Origin of the sequence: Phenylobacterium sp. (assembly GCF_965229015.1) — a bacterium.
GTDB lineage: Bacteria > Pseudomonadota > Alphaproteobacteria > Caulobacterales > Caulobacteraceae > Phenylobacterium.
The window spans coordinates 1,394,538-1,413,890 of sequence record NZ_CBDDIM010000002.1; the positions used below are offsets into that span (position 1 = coordinate 1,394,538).

Below are 19,353 nucleotides of genomic sequence, written 5' to 3' on the forward strand. Positions count from 1 at the left end.
GACTAGAACGGAATCTCCTCGACCGGCGGCTTGTCGACGGCCTCCGGCTTGGGCTCGGCGGGTTCGGGCGGGATCGCGGCCTCGGCCTCGCGGGCGGCGGCGGAGAACTCGTCGGCCAAGCCCTCGTAGAAGTCGTTGCGCGGGTCGGCCTCCAGCTCGGGCTCCGGATCAGGCAGCAGCCAGTCGAAGTCGCGGACCGGCAGCTTCTCGTGGGCCACCACCATGAAGGACCGCCAGATCGCCGCCGACATCACCCCGCCGGTGATCCGGTTCATCGGCTTGTCGTCGTCGTTGCCGACCCAGACGCCCGCCACATAGTCGGGCGTGAAACCCACGAACCAGGCGTCGCGCCAGTTCTGGCTGGTGCCGGTCTTGCCGGCCGCCGGGCGGCCGAAGTTGGCCCGGGTGCCGGTGCCGCCGGTGATCACCTTCTTCATCATCTTCACCATCATGCTGGCGCGGGCGATGTCGTAGGCAGGCACGGGGGACGAGGTCTGGTGCAGGAAGACCGGCTGGCCGCCGATCGTCTTGATTTCGTCGACCATGTAGGGCGTGATCCGGTTGCCCCCGGTCTGGAAGACCTGGAAGCCGGAGACCATCTCGATCAGCGGCACCTCGTAGGAGCCCAGCGCCACCGACAGGTTCGGATTGGCCGGGATGGTGGTGATGCCGAAGCGGCGGGTCAGTTCGCTGATGGCCGGGCCGCCGACCTCCTGGGCCAGCTTCACCGCCACGGTGTTGATGGAGTGGGCCAGCGCCGTCTCGACGGTCACCGCCCCGCGATAGCCGCCGCCATAGTTCTCCGGCCGCCAGTCACCGAACTTCACCGGGCCGTCGATGCGCACGTCGGTGGGCATGACCCCCTTCTCCAGGGCCGCGGCGTAGACGAAGGGCTTGAAGGACGAGCCGGGCTGCCGCCGGGCCTGGACCGCGCGGTTGAAGACGCTGGCGTTGTAGTCGAGGCCGCCCACCATGGTGCGGATGGCGCCCTCGGCGGAGATGGCCACCATGCTGGCCTGAGAGGCTCCGGCCGCCTTGCCCTCGGTGGCGATCACCTGGCGCAGGATATTGGCGCCGGTGGCCTGCAGCTTGGGATCGATGGTCAGCCGGACCATCAGGTCGGGCGAGTTGGGCCCCACCAGCTTGAGGACCTCGTTGGTGGCGTAGTCGAGGGCGTAGCCCATGTCCCCGTCATTGGCCAAGGCGGCGGGGCTGATGCGGGGGGTGTCGGCCTCGGCGGCCTGGGCGTCCTGCGCGGTGATCCAGCCCTCGCCGGCCATGCGCTCCAGCACCAGGCGCTGGCGCTCCAGGGCCCCGGCCATGTTGCGGTTCAGCGCCATGCGCGAGGGCGCCTTGGGCAGGCTGGCCAGCAGGGCCGCCTCCGACAGGGTGAGCTGGCTGGCGGGCTTGCCGAAATAGGTGCGGCTGGCGCCGTCGACGCCGAAGGTGTTGGCCCCGAAATAGATGCGGTTGAGATAGAGCTCCAGCACCTCGTCCTTGCTCAGCATCTTCTCCAGGCGTTGGGCCATGACGGCCTCCTGGATCTTCCGCTTCATGGTCTGGTCGGGGGTCAGGAACAGGCCCTTGGCCAGTTGCTGCGACAGGGTCGAGCCGCCCTCCACCACCCGCCCGGCGGCGTAGTTGGCCCGCGCCGCGCGGACGATGGCCCAGGGATCGACCGCCCCGTGCTGGTAGAAGCGCTTGTCCTCCGCGGCCAGGAAGGCGCGCGGCACATAGGCCGGAAGCTGGCCGAGCGTCACCCGGTCGCCGTACTTCGGCCCCCGCGAGGCGATCAGAGCTCCGGTCTTGTCGAAGAACTTGATCGCCGGCGCCCGGTTGATCGCATAGAGCGCCTCGCGCTCGGGCAGGGCCGGGATGTCCTTCAGATAGACCTGCTGGACATAGACGGCCGCCCCCAGCACGGCCAGCGCCAGGACGGCGGCGGCGACCACCAGGGTGGTCCACAGCCAGCGCAGGTCGCGCCGCCCGCGCGGGGTCCCGCCGAAGTCGCCGCCGCGACCGCCGCCGCCGCCCTTGGCCTTGGGCGGCTTGGGGGGCTTGGGCGGCTTGGCCTTGCGCGGCCGGGGCAGGTCGGCCCGGAAGGGTTCCTCGGTCACGGCTTCAGGCGCCGGCGCGTCGGGCGCCCGCGGGCTCGGATGCGAGTCCGGAAACTTGTAAGGATCGAGGTTCCAGTCGGTCACTTGGTCAAACTAAGGAGGGCGGCGGGGAGGCTTTTGGTTTAGGACGCCACCACCATGGCGACGAGACCTTACTGGGAAACGAAATCACTCCGCCAGATGACGGCGGTCGAGTGGGAGAGCCTATGCGACGGCTGCGGGCTTTGCTGTCTGGTTCGCTTCGAGGATGAGGACACCGGCGAGATCATCCCCACCCGCGTGCATTGTCGCCTCCTGGACGCCAAGACCTGCGCCTGCAGTAACTATGCCGGGCGAAAGAAATATGTCCCCGACTGCATCAAGCTGACGCCGCAGAATGTCGAGACCCTGGAGTGGATGCCCCTGTCCTGCGCCTATCGCCGGATCAACGAGGGCCGCGGCCTGGCCGACTGGCACCCCCTGATCTCCGGCGATCCCGAGAGCGTCCACCGCGCCGGGGTCTCGGTCCGCGGCCAGACGATCAGCGAGAACGAGCTGGCGCGCTCCGAGGACGCCCTGGAGTTCATCGCCTACGACCTGATGGAAGAGCGTGGCGACGACTGAGGGTCAGCCTTCGCCCGCGCCGCGCCGATCCAGACCGTCGCGCCCAGGAAGATCAGCAGCCCCGCCAGGGGCCCGAAGACCCCGATCATCGTCGTCGGCGCCGGGGCCCGTCCGTCCAGCGCCCCCACCAGGAAGGCGGTCGAGGCCAGGCCCAGGACCAGGGCCGCGGCGGGGATCGCGGCCAGCAGGCGCGAGCGCCCGGCGTCCTCCAGCCGCTTGGCCGCCAGGCAGAGCCAGACATAGAGACCGGCCAGGGCCAGGTAGAACCTCACCTCCAGCGGATGGAACAGGCCGGCCAGATAGAGGCCAAGGTCGATGGCGAAGGCCGCCAGCGCCGCCATCAGCAGGGCGCGCCAGAAGCCGGCGCGCGACAGGCGGCCCCGGGGCCAGAGGAAGAGTTTGACGATGGTCATGGCGCCCCGGGCTTCAGGGGCGCAGGCTATCGGCTCATCGGGCGGGACAGTATGTGGCATTTTTGTCACATGAGGCCTTGCGCACGGTGGCGAACAGCCTAATTGAAGGCCACGCGTTCCCCACATCTGTCGAACAACCACCGAAGGTCTTTGTCTCTTGGCTGGCGATCCCTATCAGGAACTTGGCGTGGCCCGCGGCGCGAGCGCCGATGAGGTCCGCAAGGCGTTCCGCAAGCTGGCCAAGAAGCACCACCCCGACACCAATCCGGGCGACAAGGCCTCGGAGGAGAAGTTCAAGCGCGTCAGCGCCGCGTTCGACATCATCGGCGATCCCGACAAGCGCAAGAAGTTCGACGCCGGCGAGATCGACGCCGACGGCCGCGAGACCATGCGCGGCTTCGGCGGCGGCAGCCCCTTCGGCCAGCAGGGCGGCGGCGGCTGGAGCCCCCGGGGCCAGGCCGAGGGCCCGGAGATCGACCTCAGCGAGCTGTTCGGCGACATCCTGGGCCGCGGACGCCCCGGCGGCGGCGGCCAGGGCGGCGGCTTCGGCGGCTTCTCCCAGCGCGGCGCCGACGTCCGCGCCCGGCTCGAGATCGACCTGGAGGACACCATCCACGGCGCCAAGAAGCGCATCGCCTTCTCCGACGGCCGCACCATCGACGTCTCCATCCCCAAGGGGGCGGAGGAGGGCCAGACCCTGCGCCTGAAGGGTCAGGGCTCCCCTGGCCGCTCCGGCCCCGGCGACGCCTTCATCGAGATGACCATTCGACCCCACGCCATCTTCCGGCGGGAGGGCGACAAGCTGGTGATGGACCTGCCGGTCTCGGTTCCCGACGCCATCCTCGGGGGCAAGGTCCAGGCCCCGACCCCGGACGGCCCGGTCAATGTCACCGTGCACAAGGGCGCCAACACCGGCTCTTCCCTGCGCCTCAAGGGCCGCGGCCTCTCGGACTCCCACGGCAAGCGGGGCGACCTGCTGGCCCGCATCGTCCTGATGCTGCCCGAGACGATCGATCCGGAGCTGGAGGCCTTCGCCGAAAAGTGGCGCGCCGAGCGTCCCTACACGCCCCGCCGCCGCTGATCTCGGTCTAGGCCGATCGCAGACCCGTGTTATCCTTCGCATCGTGAAGGGGGCCGCGGAACGCGCCCCCACGCGACGGAGGCTCCATGCTCAGCGAGCGCCCCATCCAGCCCATGCTGGCCATCACCGATCCGGAGGCCGCCAAGCGCTTCTACGGCGACCTGCTCGGCCTCCACCTTGTCGACGAAGACCCCTTCGCCCTCACCTATGACGGCGCCAATGTCCCGCTGCGCCTGAGCAAGGTCTCCGCCCTGACGCCCCAGCCCTTCACCGCCCTGGGCTGGCGCGTCCCCGATGTCCGCGCGGCGGCCCGCGACCTGGCGGCCAGGGGCGTCAGGTTCGAACGGTTCGAGGGCATGGACCAGGACGAGCTGGGCGTCTGGACGCCGCCCGGCGGCGCGGGCGGCGTCTGCTGGTTCAAGGATCCGGACGGCAACCTGCTGTCCCTGTCCCACTAGGGCGCGGCGATGAGCCTGTCGGCCGCGACCCTGCAGACGGTCCTGGAGGGCAGGCCCGGCGCCGTCGGGTCGCCGTTGCCCTCGGCCCCTGGCGTGGTGCTCTACAAGGTCATGGGCAAGATGTTCGCCATCCTGACCCTGAAGGGCGAGCCCTCCGTCATCGTGAAATGTGACTCCCACCTCGTGGAGATTCTGCGCGAGCAGTACGAGGGGGTCGGACACCGCAGCCATCTGGACCGCCGCTTCTGGATCTGTGTCACCCTGGACTCCGACGTGCCTTCGGACGAGATCGAACGCTTGGTGGCCGGCTCCTACGACCTCATCCGCGCCGGGCTCACCCGCAAGCAGCGGGCGGAGCTTGACGCCCTCTCATAGACGTCCGTTGACCCGGCCCCTGGGACCGCCCCGATAAGCCTACGGTCAACCCGCAACGAGGTGATTCGTGAGCTCTCCCTTCCTCTCTCCCGCCGAGGCCGCTCGCCGTCTCGGCGTCTCCGCTAAGGCCCTGCGTCTCTATGAAGAGCGCGGCCTTCTGGCCCCCGACCGCACCGCCGCCGGCTACCGCGCCTACGGCCAGAAGGACATGGCCCGCGCCGCCGAGATCGCCGATCTCCGCGCCCTGGGCTTGAGTCTCTCCCAGGTGGCCCGCGTCCTTGACGGCGAGGCGGCAGGCCTGGAGCCCGCCCTGGCGGCCCACCAGGCCAGCCTCGAGGGCCAGGCCCGTCACCTTGCCAGCGCGATGGAAAAAGTCGCCCGCCTGCGGACCGACCTCGCCCGCGGACAGGCGCCGGGCGCCGGCGACCTGGCGGGCCTGCTGCGGCCCGGCCCCAGCGTCGGATTCGACCTGCCCTGGCCCTGGGGCGGCGAGCGGTTCGAACTGCGGGACATCGCGCCCCTGACCTTCATCACCGGCCCGCTGGGCAGCGGCAAGACCAGGCTGGCCAAGCGGCTGGCGGAGACCCTTCCGGGCGGCGTCTTCCTCGCGCCGGAGCGGCGCACGGACGGGGTGGCTCTGGCGCGGCTCAAGGCCGACCTCGCCCTCAAGGCGCGGGTCGACCGCGACCTGGCCTGGCTCGTGGAGGAGGGCGCGACGCCTTCGGACGCGCTCCTGATCCTGCTGACCGAACTGGAGAGGGAAGGCCCCCTGGTGATCGACTTGGTGGAACAAGACCTGGACGAAGCCAGCCAGGAGGCCCTCATGGTCCACCTGCGTCGCCGGGATCACGCCGCCCGGCCGCTGTTCCTGCTCACCCGCTCCTGCGCGATCCTGGATCTGGCGATGGTCACATCCGACGAGGCCATTCTGCTGTGCCCGGCCAACCACAATCCGCCGATCCAGGTCGCCCCCTATCCCGGCGCGCCGGGCTACGAGGCGGTCGCCACCTGCCTGAGCTCCGCCGAGGCCCGGGCTCGGACGGAGGGGGTCATCGCCCTGCGGCCGCAGGTGGCCTGACGGGCCGGCGATCTGGTGGCGGGGCGCTCATCGGTCCCGCCCCATTCGCCTCTCACACGCCTCCCGCGTGACAGACCGCCGCACCGCCTGCATAAACCCCTTATTCAGGCTGGGTTCAGTCGCGGGTCTCTAAACCGTCGGGCATGAAGCGTTCACTCGCCATAGCCGCTCTTCTCCTGGCGCTCACCCCGGTGGCGTCCCAGGCTCAGGGCTATCCGGACTACGGGCGGCCGTCCTACGGCGCCCGTGGGGACCAGGACCAGGCCCGCGACGCCGTGCGCGGCGGCCGCCAGGTGTCCTTGTCCCAGGTCATCGCCCGCATCGCCTCGCGCACCCCCGGCCGCCAGCTCAACACCACCATGGGCGACTATTCCGGCCGCCCCGCCTATTTCGTGCAGTGGCAGACCCCCGACGGCCGCGTGATGATCTTTATCGTCGACGCCGAGAGCGGCCAGATCCTGTCGCGCGAAGGCTGAAGAGGACACGATGCGTATTCTTCTGGTCGAAGACGATCCGGACCTGTCGCGCCAGCTGAAGGCCGCCCTGGGCGACGCCGGCTACGCGGTGGACCATGCCCCCGACGGCGAGGAAGCCCAGTTCCTGGGCGAGACCGAGCCCTATGACGCGGTGATCCTCGACCTGGGCCTGCCCAAGGTTGACGGGGTCTCGGTCCTGGAGCGCTGGCGGCGTGGGAACATGGCCGTCCCGGTGCTGATCCTGACGGCCCGCGGCGCCTGGAGCGAGAAGGTGGCCGGCTTCGACGCCGGGGCCGACGACTACCTCACCAAGCCCTTCCACACCGAGGAGCTGCTGGCCCGCCTGCGCGCCCTGCTGCGCCGCTCGGCCGGCCACGCGGCCCCCAGCCTGTCGGTGGGCGGCCTGCGCCTGGACCCCCGCGCCGCCCGGGCCACGGTCAATGGCGAGCCCCTGCGGCTCACCTCCCTGGAATACCGCCTGCTGCACTATCTGATGATGCACCAGGGCCGGGTGATCAGCCGCACCGAGCTGGTGGAGCACCTCTACGACCAGGACTTCGACCGCGACTCCAACACCATCGAGGTCTTCATCGGCCGGGTGCGCAAGAAGATCGGCGCCGACCGCATCGATACGGTGCGCGGCCTGGGCTACCGGCTGACCGCGCCGGCCGACGAACTTGGAGGCGAGGCGGCCGGCTCGTGAAATTCGAGGTCCTGAGCCGACCCTCCCTCGTCCGCCGCCTGGTGATCCTGGCGGCGGGTTGGTCCCTGGCGGTCCTGGTGGTCACCGCCCTGGTCCTGGCCCTGCTGTTCCAGCAGGCGGCCCTGCGCCGGTTCGACCAGGGCCTGGCCGAGCTGATCGACAACCTCACCGCCGGAACCACCATCAATGACGCGGGCGAGGTCCTGGCCCCGGCCCTGACCGACCTGCGGGCCCTGCGCGCCTATTCCGGCAAGTACTGGCAGATCAGCGTCCCGGTGAACGGGGTGCTCAAGCCCCGGGTCCGCTCCCGCTCCCTGTGGGACAGCGAGCTCAAGACCCCGCCCGACCTGGCCCTGCGCCTGGCCGCCGACCCCGGCAAGCCGATCGTCTACGACACCCGCGGGCCCCTGAACGAACCCCTGCGGGCCATGGCCACCCGGGCCGAGCTGCCCGGCGGCAAGGCCCCCGTGGTGTTCATGGCCGCCGAGGACCGCAGTCCCGTCGACCGCGACATCCGCAACTTCGTCACCGCCACCGCCGTGGCCTTCCTGCTGCTGGGGGTGGGCATGGTGGCCGCTGTGGTGATCCAGGTCCGCGTCGGCCTGACCCCGCTCTTCGCCCTGCGCCACGAGGTGGCCTATGTGCGGCGCGGCAAGCGCGAGCGGATCGAGGGGACCTATCCCACCGAACTGAAGCCCCTGGCCGACGAGCTCAACGCCCTGATGGCCCACAACCAGGAGGTCGTGGAGCGCCAGCGCACCCACGTTGGCAACCTGGCCCATGCGCTCAAGACCCCGCTCTCGGTCATGCTGGCCGAATCACAGGCCCAGCCCGGACCCCTGGCCGAGGTGGTGACCCGCCAGTCGGAGGCCATGCGCCAGCAGGTCGACCACCACCTGCGCCGCGCCCGCGCCGCCGCCCGCACGCAAGGTTCGGGGGAACGGACCTCCGTCGCCGACGTGCTGGACGAATTGTCGCGGACCCTCGAGCGCATCTTCCAGGACAAGGGCGTCACCATCGACTGGGACGCCGCCGACGACCTCTATTTCCTCGGCGAGCGCCAGGACCTGCTGGAGCTGGCGGGCAACGCCATGGAGAACGCCGCCAAGTGGTGCGCGGGCAAGGTCCGCGTCCGCGCGCAGGCCATTTCCCCCGAGCGGTTAAGGCTTTCCATCGAGGACGACGGGCCGGGCCTGTCGCCGCAGGAGCGCGAGGCCGCCGTCCGGCGCGGCGCCCGGCTGGACGAGAGCGCCCCCGGATCGGGCCTGGGCCTCAACATCATCGACGAACTGGCCCGCGCCTATGGCGGGGCTCTCACCCTGTCGCACGCACGCCTGGGTGGACTCGCCGTGGATCTGGAGCTGCCGCGGGCCGAGGCGTGATTTCCTTAGCCTTTGGAAAGCCTTAACCCGCGCGGAACCATGTTCTTCGCTGACGCGTGTCCCCCGAGCGCGTCAGGAGCGTACTCATGTCCGGTCTGTCCGACCGCAAGATCGAAATCGTCCGCCATCTCGTCGAATCGGCGCCCGACAAGGTCGTGGGCGGATTGCAGAACGCGCTGGCCGCCGCCTCCGGAGATTCGGTCCTGGCCGGAGTCCGCCGCCTGGTGGAGGGCGAGGTCGCCGACCGCCGGCTGCGCAACGCGGTGCTCGCTCCCGTCGCCCCCCTGTTCATCGGCGACGGCTCCGACCCCGAGCGCCTGGTCTTCCCCTCCCGCGTCCTGGCCCTGATCTGGCGCGCCCTGAAGGCGACCGCCCCCGACGAGGTGCTCAAGGCCGAGCGCACCCTGGTGGACTACCGGGCCGACGAGACCTCCACCGAACCCTTCGACGTCCTGGTCGTGCTCGCCGCCGACGGCCTGCGCGAGCGCGAGCAGCGCGATTTCGCCGCCGCCGCCGAACTCGCCGACCAGTGCCGCAAGGGCGGGGCCGAACTGCTGCTCTCCTGCCTGGCCCTGTCTCCCATCGTGCGCGAGGCCACCCTGCGCCTGCCCGAATGGATCAGCCGCACCACCGACGAGCGGGCCGCCGCCGCCCGCGTGGCCTACAAGGACGCCGTGGCCATCTCCGACGATGCGGGGCCCCGCTTCTTCGATATGCTCGCCGCCCAGCTGGCGGAGCGCTGGACCATCCTGCGCATCGTCTCGGCGGTGATGGATCGTCCGACCGAACACTATCTCGCCGCCTCGGAGCTCTCGGTCTTCGCCACCCGGGTGATGGACGAGATCGACAGGAACCTGCTGAAGGTCGTCCACATGGACCTCGACGGCGGCCCCCAGGCGGGACGCGACGCCGGCGCCACCGTCGAACTCATCACCCTGCAGATCGCCGAGATGGAGAACGCCATCGACCTGGGCCGCGAGGGCGGCTGGGGCGGGCGGGTCCAGAAGCAGAAGAAGGGCCTGGCCTCCGTGGTCGAGGGTCGCCTTCGCGAGTGCGAGAAGGTCATCGGCGCCGCTCTGCCCTCCCAGACCGTTCGCGTCGCCCGCATGATGAAGAGCCTGCCGCGCCTCACCGGCGAGCCGGACGCCAAGGCGGTGGGCCGCGCCATGACCCTGCTCACCTTCATCGAGTCGGTGCGCACCAGCGCCAACTACGGCGGCTTCGCGTCGACCCGCGCCAAGGTGGTGGAGAAGATCGGCGAGACCATCGACGACTATGTGGAGGAGGCCCTCGCCCTCATCCGCGAGGGCGCCGTGGAGGACCCCGAATCGGGCCGCGCCCACCTGCTGGTGGCCGCCGACTGCGCCGCCCTGCTGCGGGAGCCCCGTGCTGGCGACGTGATCCGCCGCCGCGCCACCGCCGCCCTGGGGGCGGTCAAGGCCGAGAGCCCGGCCGCCGCGGCGGAGTGACCCCCGCAAGGGCCTCGCGCTCGCCTGCGGTTTCGGCTACACGCCGCACATGTTCGCCTTTTGGGTGGTCGCCGGCCTGATCTCCGCCGCCGCGGCTTTCCTCGTCCTGCACACAGCCGCGCGCGCGGCGGTCAACGCCGGGTCGGAAGACCCGACGCTCGCCCTCTATCGTCGTCAGCTCGGCGAGATCGACGACCTCGCCGACCGGGGCCTGATCGCGCAGAGCGAGCGCAAGGGCGCCCACGCCGAGGCCGCCCGCCGGCTGCTCACCGCCGCCGACGCCGGGGCCGCCCCCTGGCGGGTCGACGCCGGCATGCGCCGCGTCCTGCTGCTGGTGGCCGGCCTGGCGCCGGTCCTGGCGCTCGGCCTCTATCTGGCCGTGGGCTCGCCGGGCTATCCCGACCAGGGCTTCAAGTCGCGCCTGGCGACCTGGCGCGCCGCCGAACCCTCCAGCCTCTCGCCGCCGGAAATGGCCGCCGTCCTCGAGGCCATGACCCTGGAACGGCCTAAGGACCCGGAGGCCTTCCGCTACCTGGCCATGGCCCAGGCCGCCTCCGACAACCCCTCCGGCGCCGCCCGCGCCCTGCGCCGGGCCATCGAGCTCTCCCCCCGGCAGGCCGATCTTTGGGAACTGCTGGGTGAGGCCCTGGTGGCCCAGGCCGGCGGCGAGGCGACCCCGGAGTCCTCGCGGGCCTTCGCCCAGGCCGTGAAGCTCGACCCCAAGATCGTCAACGCCCGCTTCTATCTGGGCCGGGCCCGGATCGCCGCCGGCGACAAGGTGGGCGGGATCGCCGCCTGGCGCGCCCTGCAGGCCGAGCTGGCGCCCGCCGATCCGCGCCGCGCGGCGCTGGGCCAGGCCATCGCCGAGGCCGAGCGCGGCCCGTCGCCGGCCGCCCCCCTGGCCGGCCAGATGGGCGCCATCCGCGGCATGGTGGCCAACCTCGCCGCCAAGCTGGAGGCCAATCCCGGCGACCCCGAGGGCTGGACCCGCCTGGTGCGCTCCTACGCCGTCCTGGGGGAGACCGAGAAGCGCGACGCCGCCCTGGCCACGGCGCGCAAGCGCTTCGCCGCCGATCCCGATGTGCTGAAGGCCCTCGACCTGGCCGCCAAGACGGAGCGCATGCGATGAGCGGCTGGTTGCCCAAGTCCCCCAAGGCGCGGCGTCGCCTGACCCTGCTGGCGGCCATCGCCCCGGTGCTGGCCCTGGCCGTCGGCCTGACCCTGTGGGGCCTCTCGGACTCCATCTCCTTCTTCTACACCCCCTCCCAGGCCGACGCCGCCAAGCCGCCCGTGGGCCGCTCGATCCAGCTCGGCGGCCTGGTGGAGACCGGCAGCGTCGTGAAGCATCCAGACGGCCGGGTGGAGTTCACCGTCCGGGACTCGCGGGCCGCCGACAAGGTGGTGTTCCAGGGCGACCTGCCCGACCTGTTCCGCGAGGGGCAGGGGATCGTCGCCACCGGATCCTATCGCCAGGACGGGGTCTTCCAGGCCAAGCAGGTCCTGGCCAAGCACGATGAACGCTACATGCCCCGCGAGGTCTCCAAGGCCTTGAAGGAACAGGGCGAATGGCGCGGCGACGGCGCCAAGCCCGCCTACGCCGTCCCCGGGAAGTCCCCCGTCACATGATCGCGGAGATCGGCGCCTTCGCTCTGGTCCTGGCCCTGGTCCTGTCCCTGGCCCAGGTGGGCCTGTCCGTGGCCGGCCGCTGGCGGCGCTCGGCCGTGCTGGCCGGAGCTGGCGCGGGCGCGGGCCTGGCTGCCTTCCTGGGGGTGGCCATCGCCTTCGCCGCCCTGATGCACGCCTTCGTCACCTCCGACTTCTCGGTGGCCAATGTCGCGGCCAACTCCCACACCGAAAAGCCCATGCTCTACAAGGTGGCCGGCACCTGGGGCAGCCACGAGGGATCCATGCTGCTCTGGTGCCTGGCGCTCACCGGCTTCGGCGCGGCCGTGGCCGGCTTCCGCCGCGGCCTGCCGGCGGGCCTCAAGGCCGTGACGGTGGCGACCCAGGGCGCGCTCGGGACCGTCTTCCTGGCCTATACCGTCTTCGCGTCGAACCCCTTCGAGCGGCTGGTGCGCATCCCCATCGAGGGCCGCTCCCTGAACCCGCTGCTGCAGGACCCGGCGCTCGCCTTCCACCCGCCCTTCCTCTACGCGGGCTATGTCGGCATGTCGGTGGTCTTCTCCCTGGCCGTCGCCGCCCTGGTGGAGGGCCGCGCCGACGCCGCCTGGGCCCGCTGGGTGCGGCCCTGGACCCTGATGGCCTGGAGCCTGCTCACCGTCGGCATCACACTGGGCGCCTTCTGGGCCTATTACGAGCTGGGCTGGGGCGGCTGGTGGTTCTGGGACCCCGTCGAGAACGCCAGCTTCATGCCCTGGCTGATCGCCACGGCCCTGCTGCACTCGGCCATCGTCACCGAGAAGCGCGGGGCGCTCGCCGGCTGGACGGTGTTCCTGGCCATGGGCGCCTTCACCTTCTCCATGCTCGGCGCCTTCCTGGTGCGCTCGGGCGTGCTCACCAGCGTCCACGCCTTCGCCGTCGACCCCACCCGCGGCGTCCTGCTGCTGATGATCCTGGGCGCCACGGCTGGGCTCGGCTTCGCCCTCTTCGCCTGGCGCGCCCCGGCGCTTAGCCCCGGCGGCGTCTTCGCACCCGTCAGCCGCGAGAGCGCGCTGGTGCTCAACAACATCCTGCTGGCGGCGGCCACGGTCACCGTCCTGCTGGGCACCCTCTATCCCCTGATCCGCGAGGCCGCGACAGGGGAGGCGATCTCGGTGGGCCCGCCCTTCTTCAACCTCACCTTCACTCCGCTGATGGCCGCCCTGCTGATCCTGCTGCCGGCCGGACCCCTGCTGGCCTGGAAGCGGGCCGACGCCCTGGGCGTCGCCCAGCGGCTCTGGGTCGCGGCCCTGATCGCGGCGGGCTGCGGCCTGCTGGCCTTCGCCCTCGTCAGTCCCCGCAAGGCCCTGGCCAGCGCCGGCCTGGCCCTGGGCGCCTGGCTGATCCTCGGCGCCCTGGTGGAGCTGGCCGAGCGCACCCGGGCCTTCCGCGGCTCGGCCGCCGAGACCTGGCGGCGGCTTACCGGCCTGCCGCGCGGCGCCTGGGGCATGACGCTCGCCCACGCCGGCCTGGGAATCTTCGTGCTCGGCGCCTGTTTCGAGACAGGCTGGAAGGCCGAGGCCGCAGAGACCCTCGCCATCGGCGGACATCTGAACGTCGGCGCCTACGAGCTGACCCTGGACGCCATCCAGGGGATCGACGGCCCCAACTATGACGCCGAGCGCGCGGTGATCTCCGCCCGCAAGGACGGCGCCCTGATCTGCGCGCCCCGGCCCGAGCGCCGCTTCTACCCGGCCGGCGGCCAGACCACCTCGGAGGTGGCCATCTGCACCCTCGGCGCCAGCCACCTCTATGTGGTGCTGGGGGAACGCCGCCCCGGCGAGGTCTGGCTGGTGCGCGCCTACTGGAACCCCTGGGCCCTGCTGATCTTCGGCGGCCCAGGCGTCATGGCGCTGGGCGGCCTGATCTCGCTCTCCGACCGCCGGCTGCGCCTCGCCGTCGGCCGCCGCGCGGTGGCGCCATGAAGAAGCTGCTTGCCATACTGGCGGCGGTCTTCTGCCTGGCGGCGGCCTCGGACCCGTCGGAGCGCCTGGCCGATCCCGCCCAGGAGGCCCGCGCCCGGGCCATCTTCGCCGAGGTCCGCTGCCTGGTCTGCCAGAACGAGTCCATCGACGACTCCCAGGCCGAGCTCGCCTCCGACCTGCGCCGCCTGGTCCGCGACCAGATCAAGGCCGGCAAGTCCGACAGCCAGGTGAAGACCTATCTCACCGACCGCTACGGCGAGTTCGTCCTGCTCAAGCCCAGCTTCTCCTGGGGCAACGCGGCCCTGTGGGGCGCGCCGTTTTTGGTGGTGGGTCTGGGCGTCTGGCTGCTGTCGCGGAACCTCCGCACCCCGCGCCCGTCCGCCGAACTGTCGGAGGAGGAGGCCGCCCGCCTGGCCGATCTCGCCGACGATGATCAGACGTGACACGATTGCGCCCAATATCGGTCGCCTTGCTGCGCGCAGCGTGACCTAAACGTAACTTGCAGCGCCATTGCGCTGTAAGGCATCGAACCTAGGTTGTTGGTGACCCGCTAAGGGCCCACAGGGAAATTGAAGGCATATGACCTCGAAGAAGAACGGTTATCTCTGGGGCGCCCTGGCCGGCGTCAGCATCGCGACCGCGGCCGTGGCCGGCGCCAGCGTCGGCAAGCCCCCCGCCGACCGCGTCGACCAGTCGATGCTCATCCGGGCTTCGACCGCGCCGATCTTCGCCCCGCCCCCCGGCGCGCCGCTCTCCTTCGCCGACATCTTCGAGAAGGTCGCCCCCGCGGTGGTCTCCATCAACGTCACCTCCAAGGTCGACGCCGCGGCCCTGCGCCGCCAGATCCCGGGCCTGCCCTTCGACATCGTGCCCCGCGCCGCGCCGGACGGCGAGGACGGCGACCAGGGCGGCACCACCCAGCAGGGCCAGCCCCGCCTGCCCACCCAGCAGTCCTCAGGCTCAGGCTTCTTCATCTCGTCCGACGGCTACATCGTCACCAACAACCACGTCGTGGAGAACGCCGACGAGATCAAGGTCGTGCTCAAGGACGAGCGCGAGCTGGACGCCGTGGTGGTGGGCCGCGACGAGGGCACCGACCTGGCGGTCCTCAAGGTCAAGGGCTCCGACTTCGCCTTCGTGAACTTCGAGAACTCCGCCAAGCCGCGCGTGGGCGACTGGGTGATCACCGTCGGCAACCCCTTCGGCCTGGGCGGCACCGCCACGGCCGGCATCATCTCGGCCTATGGCCGTGACATCGGCGAGACCTTCGTCGACTACATCCAGATCGACGCCCCCATCAACCGCGGCAATTCCGGCGGCCCGACCTTCGACATCTATGGCCGGGTGATCGGGGTCAACACCGCGATCTTCTCGCCTTCGGGCGGCTCGGTGGGTATCGGCTTCGCCATCCCCGCCGACGTGGCCGACGCCATCACCAAGCAGCTGATCGCCGGGGGCAAGATCACCCGGGGCTATATCGGCGCCTCGATCCAGAACTTCACCTCCGAGATGGCCGAGGCCAACGGCATGGCCGGCCAGAAGGGCGCCATCGTCGCCGACCTGGTCCCCGGCGGCCCCTCGGCCAAGGCCGGCCTGGTCCCCGGCGACGTGGTGGTGGCCGTCAACGGCGTCACCGTCCGCACCTCCTCGGAGCTGACCCGCGAGGTGGCCAAGGCCCGCGCCGGCGACACCCTGCACGTCGAGGTGCTGCGCGACGGCAAGCGCAAGACCGTCGACATCCGCTCGGGTGTCCGCCCGACGGAGAAGGAGCTGGCCTCCAACGACAATTCCGGCTCGCCCCGCACCCCCGGCGCCGAGGGCGGCCCCGCCGTCCAGCTCCCGGCGGTTCTCGGCCTGAAGCTCGCCCCCCTGGACGACGCCGCCCGTCGCCGCCTGAACATCGACGGCCCCGTGCGCGGCGTCGTGGTGGACAGTGTCGACCAGTCGTCGGACGCCGCCCAGCGCGGCCTGCGCAAGGGCGACGTCATCACCCAGGCCGGCGGCCGGCCGGTGACCAGCGCCTCGGAGTTCTCCGCCGCCGTGGACGTCGCCAAGAAGGGCGGCCGTCCCAGCATCCTGGTGGGCGTCCTCCGCGCCGGCCGCACCACCTTCCTGCCGATCAAGGTTTCCGGCTAAGCTGGCCGGGAACTGATTTGGGGGTTGCGATGCGGATTCTGATCGTTGAGGACGACCTCGAGGCGGCCGAGGCCATGGACCGCGGCCTCACCGAGGGCGGCCACGCCTGCGTCCGCGCCGCCGACGGGGAGGAGGGCCTCAAGGCCGCCCGCGAGGGCGAGTTCGACGTGATGATCGTCGACCGCATGATGCCCAAGATGGACGGGGTCACCCTGGTGGAGACCATCCGCCGCGAGGGCGACCAGACTCCGGTTCTGTTCCTCTCCGCGCTCGGCGAGATCAACGACCGCGTCGCGGGCCTCCAGGCCGGCGGCGACGACTACCTGGTCAAGCCCTACGCCTTCGCCGAGCTCAGCGCCCGGGTCCAGGCCCTGTCGCGCCGCCGCGAGACCGGTTCGGTCCAGACCCTGCTGCGGGTCGGCGAACTGGAGATGGACCTGATCGGCCGCTCCGTGCACCGCCAGGGCAAGGAGATCGACCTCCAGCCCCGCGAATTCCAGCTGCTGGAATTCCTGATGCGCCACGCCGGCCAGTCGGTGACCCGGACCATGCTGCTGGAGAAGGTCTGGGAATACCACTTCGACCCCCAGACCAATGTCATCGACGTCCACGTCTCGCGCCTGCGCTCCAAGATCGACAAGGGCTTCGACCGCGCCATGCTGCAGACCGTCCGCGGGGCGGGCTACCGCCTGGAGCCGTAGGCGGCCCAGCGATGCCTCTCCACTCCGCTCATCCCGGCGAAGGCCGGGACCCAGATTCATCCAGGGCGGTCGGAGATGATCTCCTCATCGCATCTCGGCATGTTTTGAGCTCGGAGTGGGTTTCACCTGGATCCCGGCCTTCACCGGGACGAGCGGAGTTTGGCGGTGGTGCGCCGCACTCCGCTGGAGCGCACTGATGTCCCCCGGCCTGCGCCTTCCGCGGATGTTCCGCACGACGCCGTTCCGGCTGACCCTGCTGTTCCTGGCCCTGTTCGGGGCCGCGGCCAGCGCCTTCCTGGCCTATATCTATGTCGCCACCGCCGGGGAGGCGACGCGGCGCACCGACCAGGACATCACCCGCGAGATGAACTCCCTGGTGGCGGCCTATGACCGGGCCGGCGTCGACGCCGTCAACCAGTCCCTGATCGAGCGGGCGGCCAGCGAGCGGCCCTTCCTCTACCTGCTGATGAAGCCCGACGGTACGCGGATCTCCGGCTCCATCGCCGAATCGCCCCTGGAGGACATCAACGCCGTCCCGGCCCGCGCCAGCTTCTCGGTCACCGACTTCGACGCTCAGGGGCGGCCCATCAAGCACCCGGCCCGCGGCTTCCAGGAGCACCTGAAGGGCGGGGAGATCCTCTTCGTCGGCGCCGACGTCAGCGAAGACCAGGCCTATGTCGGCAAGATCGTCAACGCCCTGCGCGGCGCCGGCACCCTGGTGGTGGTGCTGGGCCTGCTGGGGGGCGTCCTGGTCAGCCGCAATGTCAGCCGCTCCATGGCCGGCCTCACCGACGTGGTCACCGCCGTGCGCAACGGCGACCTGGCCGCCCGCGCGCCCGTGCGGGGCACCCGCGACGAGTTCGACGAACTGGCCGCCGGCCTCAACGAGATGCTCGACCGGCTGGAGCGCTCCATGGCCGGCCACCGCCATGCCGGCGACGCCATCGCCCACGACCTGCGCTCGCCGCTGACCCGCCTGCGCGCCCGGCTGGAGGTGGCCTATCTCGATGTCGAGGCCGGCAAGGGCGATCCGGAACAGGCGCTCGCCCAGGCCCTGGAGGACACTGACGGGGTGCTCAAGACCTTCGGGGCGGTCCTCGCCATCGCCCGTCTGCAGGCCGCCGGCCAGGCCCCCGACCAGATCCTCTTCGACCCGGCTCAGCTCGCCGCCGACATCGCCGAACTCTATGAGCCCCTGTGCGAGGACAAGGGGCTCGACTTCCAGGCCGAGATGGCCGACGGCCTCCAGGCCCGCGGCAATCAGGAGTTCCTGGCCCAGGCCCTGGCCAACCTGCTCGACAACGCCGTGAAATACACCCCGGCCGGCGGCGCCATCATGCTGCGCGTGCGCCGCCGCTCGTCCGGCGAGATCGAGTTCTCGGTCACCGACACCGGCCCCGGCGTGCCGGAGGAGGACCGCCCCCGGGTGATCGAGCGTTTCGTGCGCCTGGAGAACAGCCGCAGCGAACCCGGCGCCGGCCTCGGCCTCTCCCTGGTGGGCGCCGTCGCCGAGGCCCACGGCGGCCGGCTCGAACTGGCCGAAGGCCCCGGCAAGGTCGGCGAGATCGGCCCGGGCCTGCGGGTGGCGCTGATCCTGCCGCGGGCGGGGTAGGGTGACAATCGAGATCTAATCGTATATACAGATTGCCAATTGTCTTCGATCCGAGCAAAGACGTCGCGAATGTCGCGAAGCACGGTCTGTCTCTTGCGGACGCCGAGGCCTTCGATTTCGCTGCCGCGTCCGTCTTGATCGACGACCGGCGCGACTACGGTGAGGTGCGGTATCGGGCCTGGAGCAGGATCGGTGGCGTGGGCTTCATGCTCGTCTTCGTACAGGTCAATGACGAAACTATCCGGGCGATCAGCTTTCGGCGCGCCCATGCCAAGGAGATGAGACGCCATGGCCCCGCATAAGCCCGGCTTCGACGAAGACAATCCCGAATGGACGGAGGAGGATTTCGCTCGCGCCAGGCCTGCGAAAGACGTCTTGCCCGAGAAGCTCTTCGAAGCCCTCACCCGTCGTCGTGGCCCGCAAAAGGCGCCCGCCAAGACACCAGTTTCTCTTCGCCTTAGCGCCGAAGTGATCGAGCACTTCCGCGCCGGCGGCGCTGGCTGGCAGACCCGCATCGACGAGGCCCTGAAACAGGTCATCGCGCGCAAGCTCGCCTGAGGGCGAGCGCCCCCTAAACCTCCTTCAGAACCTTCTCCACCGCCATCAGCCGGCTGCGGACGTCGGCGAGGGTCGTCTCGAGGCCGGACAGCGCGGTGGCGGTCTGGGCCTGGGCCTTGACCGCCGTCTCCGACAGCTGGCGATAGGCCTCGTCGCTGGCGAGCTTCGCCTTGGCCTGGGTGATGGCCGCGTAGTAGCGCATGGCGAAGATGGCCAGGATCGTCGCCAGGACGAGGCCGATGCTCAGGAAATAGACGGGTTCGGACATGGGATCAGGTCTCGGTCTTGGGGGTCAGGGTCGCCGCCGCCTGGGCGATGGCGGCCGGGGTGAGGTCGAGGGCGAAGTCGGCGGCCTCGAAGAAGTTCAGCGCCTTGCCGTCCGCCGACAGCTCCATCTGGCTGGTCACCAGCTGGGCCTCCTCCAGCTTCTGCAGATGGAGGTGCAGCAGGGGTCGGCTGATGCCGATCTCGCGGGCGAGCTGGCTGATATAGCGCCGCCCCCCCGCGGTCAGGGCCGCGATGATCCGCAGGCGGTGCGGATTGGCGAGCGCCGCCAGCATGGCCAGCAACTGGTCTCCCGTCGGCGGCGGTCTGGTCTTCATGCGTC

Annotated in this window: 22 protein-coding genes; 18 read left to right on the forward strand and 4 right to left on the reverse strand. The window is 70.8% G+C overall.

The features are described 5' to 3' along the window. Nucleotides 1–2: 2 nt before the first annotated feature. A complete protein-coding gene (locus tag ACO06I_RS23110; protein ID WP_421934966.1) occupies nucleotides 3–2,201 on the reverse strand; it encodes a transglycosylase domain-containing protein in 2,199 nt (732 codons plus the stop codon). Between the two features lie 54 nt (nucleotides 2,202–2,255). Here ACO06I_RS23110 and ACO06I_RS23115 point away from each other — a divergent pair, with 54 nt between their 5' ends. Further along, nucleotides 2,256–2,720, forward strand: a complete 465-nt coding sequence (locus tag ACO06I_RS23115; RefSeq protein ID WP_421934967.1) for a YcgN family cysteine cluster protein — start codon at nucleotides 2,256–2,258, stop codon at nucleotides 2,718–2,720. On the opposite strand, the gene ACO06I_RS23120 is transcribed toward ACO06I_RS23115, so the two are convergent. Beyond that, nucleotides 2,687–3,133 carry a hypothetical protein gene (locus ACO06I_RS23120; RefSeq protein WP_421934968.1) on the reverse strand — a complete coding sequence of 149 codons (447 nt, stop codon included), beginning with the start codon at nucleotides 3,131–3,133 and terminating at the stop codon, nucleotides 2,687–2,689. The genes ACO06I_RS23115 and ACO06I_RS23120 overlap by 34 nt on opposite strands. 157 nt (nucleotides 3,134–3,290) lie before the next feature. Between ACO06I_RS23120 and ACO06I_RS23125 the strand changes: the two genes are divergently transcribed. From ACO06I_RS23125 to ACO06I_RS23205, 17 genes are all read left to right on the forward strand, one after another. Then, a complete protein-coding gene (locus ACO06I_RS23125; protein WP_421934969.1) occupies nucleotides 3,291–4,214 on the forward strand; it encodes a DnaJ C-terminal domain-containing protein in 924 nt (307 codons plus the stop codon). 86 nt (nucleotides 4,215–4,300) lie between these two features. Continuing rightward, nucleotides 4,301–4,672: a VOC family protein gene (locus tag ACO06I_RS23130; protein WP_421934970.1), complete on the forward strand. Its 372-nt coding sequence runs from the start codon at nucleotides 4,301–4,303 to the stop codon at nucleotides 4,670–4,672. Nucleotides 4,673–4,681: 9 nt separating this feature from the next. Then, nucleotides 4,682–5,047, forward strand: a complete 366-nt coding sequence (locus ACO06I_RS23135; RefSeq protein ID WP_421934971.1) for an MmcQ/YjbR family DNA-binding protein — start codon at nucleotides 4,682–4,684, stop codon at nucleotides 5,045–5,047. Nucleotides 5,048–5,114: 67 nt separating this feature from the next. Beyond that, nucleotides 5,115–6,125 carry a MerR family transcriptional regulator gene (locus ACO06I_RS23140; protein WP_421934972.1) on the forward strand — a complete coding sequence of 337 codons (1,011 nt, stop codon included), beginning with the start codon at nucleotides 5,115–5,117 and terminating at the stop codon, nucleotides 6,123–6,125. A 143-nt stretch (nucleotides 6,126–6,268) separates the two neighbouring features. Then, complete coding sequence (locus tag ACO06I_RS23145) at nucleotides 6,269–6,601, forward strand: PepSY domain-containing protein (RefSeq protein ID WP_421934973.1); 333 nt, start codon at nucleotides 6,269–6,271, stop codon at nucleotides 6,599–6,601. A 10-nt stretch (nucleotides 6,602–6,611) separates the two neighbouring features. Next, nucleotides 6,612–7,304 (forward strand): response regulator transcription factor, encoded by a 693-nt coding sequence (locus ACO06I_RS23150; protein WP_421934974.1) that lies wholly within the window; start codon nucleotides 6,612–6,614, stop codon nucleotides 7,302–7,304. Continuing rightward, entirely contained in the window at nucleotides 7,301–8,686 is a 1,386-nt protein-coding gene (locus tag ACO06I_RS23155; protein WP_421934975.1) for an ATP-binding protein, read from the forward strand. The genes ACO06I_RS23150 and ACO06I_RS23155 overlap by 4 nt, the downstream gene beginning before the upstream one ends. Before the next feature lie 86 nt (nucleotides 8,687–8,772). Further along, complete coding sequence (locus tag ACO06I_RS23160; RefSeq protein WP_421934976.1) at nucleotides 8,773–10,155, forward strand: hypothetical protein; 1,383 nt, start codon at nucleotides 8,773–8,775, stop codon at nucleotides 10,153–10,155. A gap of 49 nt (nucleotides 10,156–10,204) precedes the next feature. After that, a complete protein-coding gene (gene ccmI / locus ACO06I_RS23165) occupies nucleotides 10,205–11,284 on the forward strand; it encodes a c-type cytochrome biogenesis protein CcmI (protein WP_421934977.1) in 1,080 nt (359 codons plus the stop codon). Continuing rightward, nucleotides 11,281–11,781 (forward strand): cytochrome c maturation protein CcmE, encoded by a 501-nt coding sequence (gene ccmE, locus ACO06I_RS23170; protein WP_421934978.1) that lies wholly within the window; start codon nucleotides 11,281–11,283, stop codon nucleotides 11,779–11,781. Before ccmI ends, ccmE begins: the two co-directional genes overlap by 4 nt. Beyond that, nucleotides 11,778–13,739 (forward strand): heme lyase CcmF/NrfE family subunit, encoded by a 1,962-nt coding sequence (locus ACO06I_RS23175; RefSeq protein WP_421934979.1) that lies wholly within the window; start codon nucleotides 11,778–11,780, stop codon nucleotides 13,737–13,739. The genes ccmE and ACO06I_RS23175 overlap by 4 nt, the downstream gene beginning before the upstream one ends. Beyond that, nucleotides 13,736–14,182, forward strand: coding sequence for a cytochrome c-type biogenesis protein (locus ACO06I_RS23180; RefSeq protein WP_421934980.1), 447 nt, complete (start codon nucleotides 13,736–13,738; stop codon nucleotides 14,180–14,182). The genes ACO06I_RS23175 and ACO06I_RS23180 overlap by 4 nt, the downstream gene beginning before the upstream one ends. Nucleotides 14,183–14,318: 136 nt before the next feature. After that, complete coding sequence (locus ACO06I_RS23185) at nucleotides 14,319–15,875, forward strand: Do family serine endopeptidase (RefSeq protein WP_421934981.1); 1,557 nt, start codon at nucleotides 14,319–14,321, stop codon at nucleotides 15,873–15,875. A gap of 29 nt (nucleotides 15,876–15,904) precedes the next feature. Beyond that, nucleotides 15,905–16,576 (forward strand): response regulator transcription factor, encoded by a 672-nt coding sequence (locus ACO06I_RS23190; protein WP_421934982.1) that lies wholly within the window; start codon nucleotides 15,905–15,907, stop codon nucleotides 16,574–16,576. A gap of 208 nt (nucleotides 16,577–16,784) precedes the next feature. Beyond that, nucleotides 16,785–18,188 (forward strand): ATP-binding protein, encoded by a 1,404-nt coding sequence (locus tag ACO06I_RS23195; protein WP_421935119.1) that lies wholly within the window; start codon nucleotides 16,785–16,787, stop codon nucleotides 18,186–18,188. Between the two features lie 32 nt (nucleotides 18,189–18,220). Further along, nucleotides 18,221–18,490, forward strand: coding sequence for a BrnT family toxin (locus ACO06I_RS23200; RefSeq protein ID WP_421934983.1), 270 nt, complete (start codon nucleotides 18,221–18,223; stop codon nucleotides 18,488–18,490). Further along, nucleotides 18,477–18,746 carry a BrnA antitoxin family protein gene (locus ACO06I_RS23205; protein ID WP_421934984.1) on the forward strand — a complete coding sequence of 90 codons (270 nt, stop codon included), beginning with the start codon at nucleotides 18,477–18,479 and terminating at the stop codon, nucleotides 18,744–18,746. The genes ACO06I_RS23200 and ACO06I_RS23205 overlap by 14 nt, the downstream gene beginning before the upstream one ends. A 13-nt stretch (nucleotides 18,747–18,759) precedes the next feature. On the opposite strand, the gene ACO06I_RS23210 is transcribed toward ACO06I_RS23205, so the two are convergent. Together ACO06I_RS23210 and ACO06I_RS23215 are read right to left on the reverse strand one after the other, a co-directional pair. Then, nucleotides 18,760–19,014, reverse strand: a complete 255-nt coding sequence (locus tag ACO06I_RS23210) for a hypothetical protein (RefSeq protein WP_421934985.1) — start codon at nucleotides 19,012–19,014, stop codon at nucleotides 18,760–18,762. Nucleotides 19,015–19,018: 4 nt separating this feature from the next. Further along, complete coding sequence (locus tag ACO06I_RS23215; protein ID WP_421934986.1) at nucleotides 19,019–19,348, reverse strand: ArsR/SmtB family transcription factor; 330 nt, start codon at nucleotides 19,346–19,348, stop codon at nucleotides 19,019–19,021. Nucleotides 19,349–19,353: the final 5 nt, after the last annotated feature.

Excerpts from the sequence above, each read along its gene's own strand:
- ACO06I_RS23115 (WP_421934967.1), top strand. The coding sequence starts at position 2,256 with ATGGCGACGAGACCTTACTGGGAAACGAAATCACTCCGCCAGATGACG.
- ACO06I_RS23120 (WP_421934968.1), bottom strand. The coding sequence starts at position 3,133 with ATGACCATCGTCAAACTCTTCCTCTGGCCCCGGGGCCGCCTGTCGCGC.
- ACO06I_RS23130 (WP_421934970.1), top strand. The coding sequence starts at position 4,301 with ATGCTCAGCGAGCGCCCCATCCAGCCCATGCTGGCCATCACCGATCCG.
- ACO06I_RS23135 (WP_421934971.1), top strand. The coding sequence starts at position 4,682 with ATGAGCCTGTCGGCCGCGACCCTGCAGACGGTCCTGGAGGGCAGGCCC.
- ACO06I_RS23145 (WP_421934973.1), top strand. The coding sequence starts at position 6,269 with ATGAAGCGTTCACTCGCCATAGCCGCTCTTCTCCTGGCGCTCACCCCG.
- ACO06I_RS23150 (WP_421934974.1), top strand. The coding sequence starts at position 6,612 with ATGCGTATTCTTCTGGTCGAAGACGATCCGGACCTGTCGCGCCAGCTG.
- ACO06I_RS23160 (WP_421934976.1), top strand. The coding sequence starts at position 8,773 with ATGTCCGGTCTGTCCGACCGCAAGATCGAAATCGTCCGCCATCTCGTC.
- ccmI (WP_421934977.1), top strand. The coding sequence starts at position 10,205 with ATGTTCGCCTTTTGGGTGGTCGCCGGCCTGATCTCCGCCGCCGCGGCT.
- ccmE (WP_421934978.1), top strand. The coding sequence starts at position 11,281 with ATGAGCGGCTGGTTGCCCAAGTCCCCCAAGGCGCGGCGTCGCCTGACC.
- ACO06I_RS23175 (WP_421934979.1), top strand. The coding sequence starts at position 11,778 with ATGATCGCGGAGATCGGCGCCTTCGCTCTGGTCCTGGCCCTGGTCCTG.
- ACO06I_RS23180 (WP_421934980.1), top strand. The coding sequence starts at position 13,736 with ATGAAGAAGCTGCTTGCCATACTGGCGGCGGTCTTCTGCCTGGCGGCG.
- ACO06I_RS23185 (WP_421934981.1), top strand. The coding sequence starts at position 14,319 with ATGACCTCGAAGAAGAACGGTTATCTCTGGGGCGCCCTGGCCGGCGTC.
- ACO06I_RS23190 (WP_421934982.1), top strand. The coding sequence starts at position 15,905 with ATGCGGATTCTGATCGTTGAGGACGACCTCGAGGCGGCCGAGGCCATG.
- ACO06I_RS23205 (WP_421934984.1), top strand. The coding sequence starts at position 18,477 with ATGGCCCCGCATAAGCCCGGCTTCGACGAAGACAATCCCGAATGGACG.
- ACO06I_RS23210 (WP_421934985.1), bottom strand. The coding sequence starts at position 19,014 with ATGTCCGAACCCGTCTATTTCCTGAGCATCGGCCTCGTCCTGGCGACG.
- ACO06I_RS23215 (WP_421934986.1), bottom strand. The coding sequence starts at position 19,348 with ATGAAGACCAGACCGCCGCCGACGGGAGACCAGTTGCTGGCCATGCTG.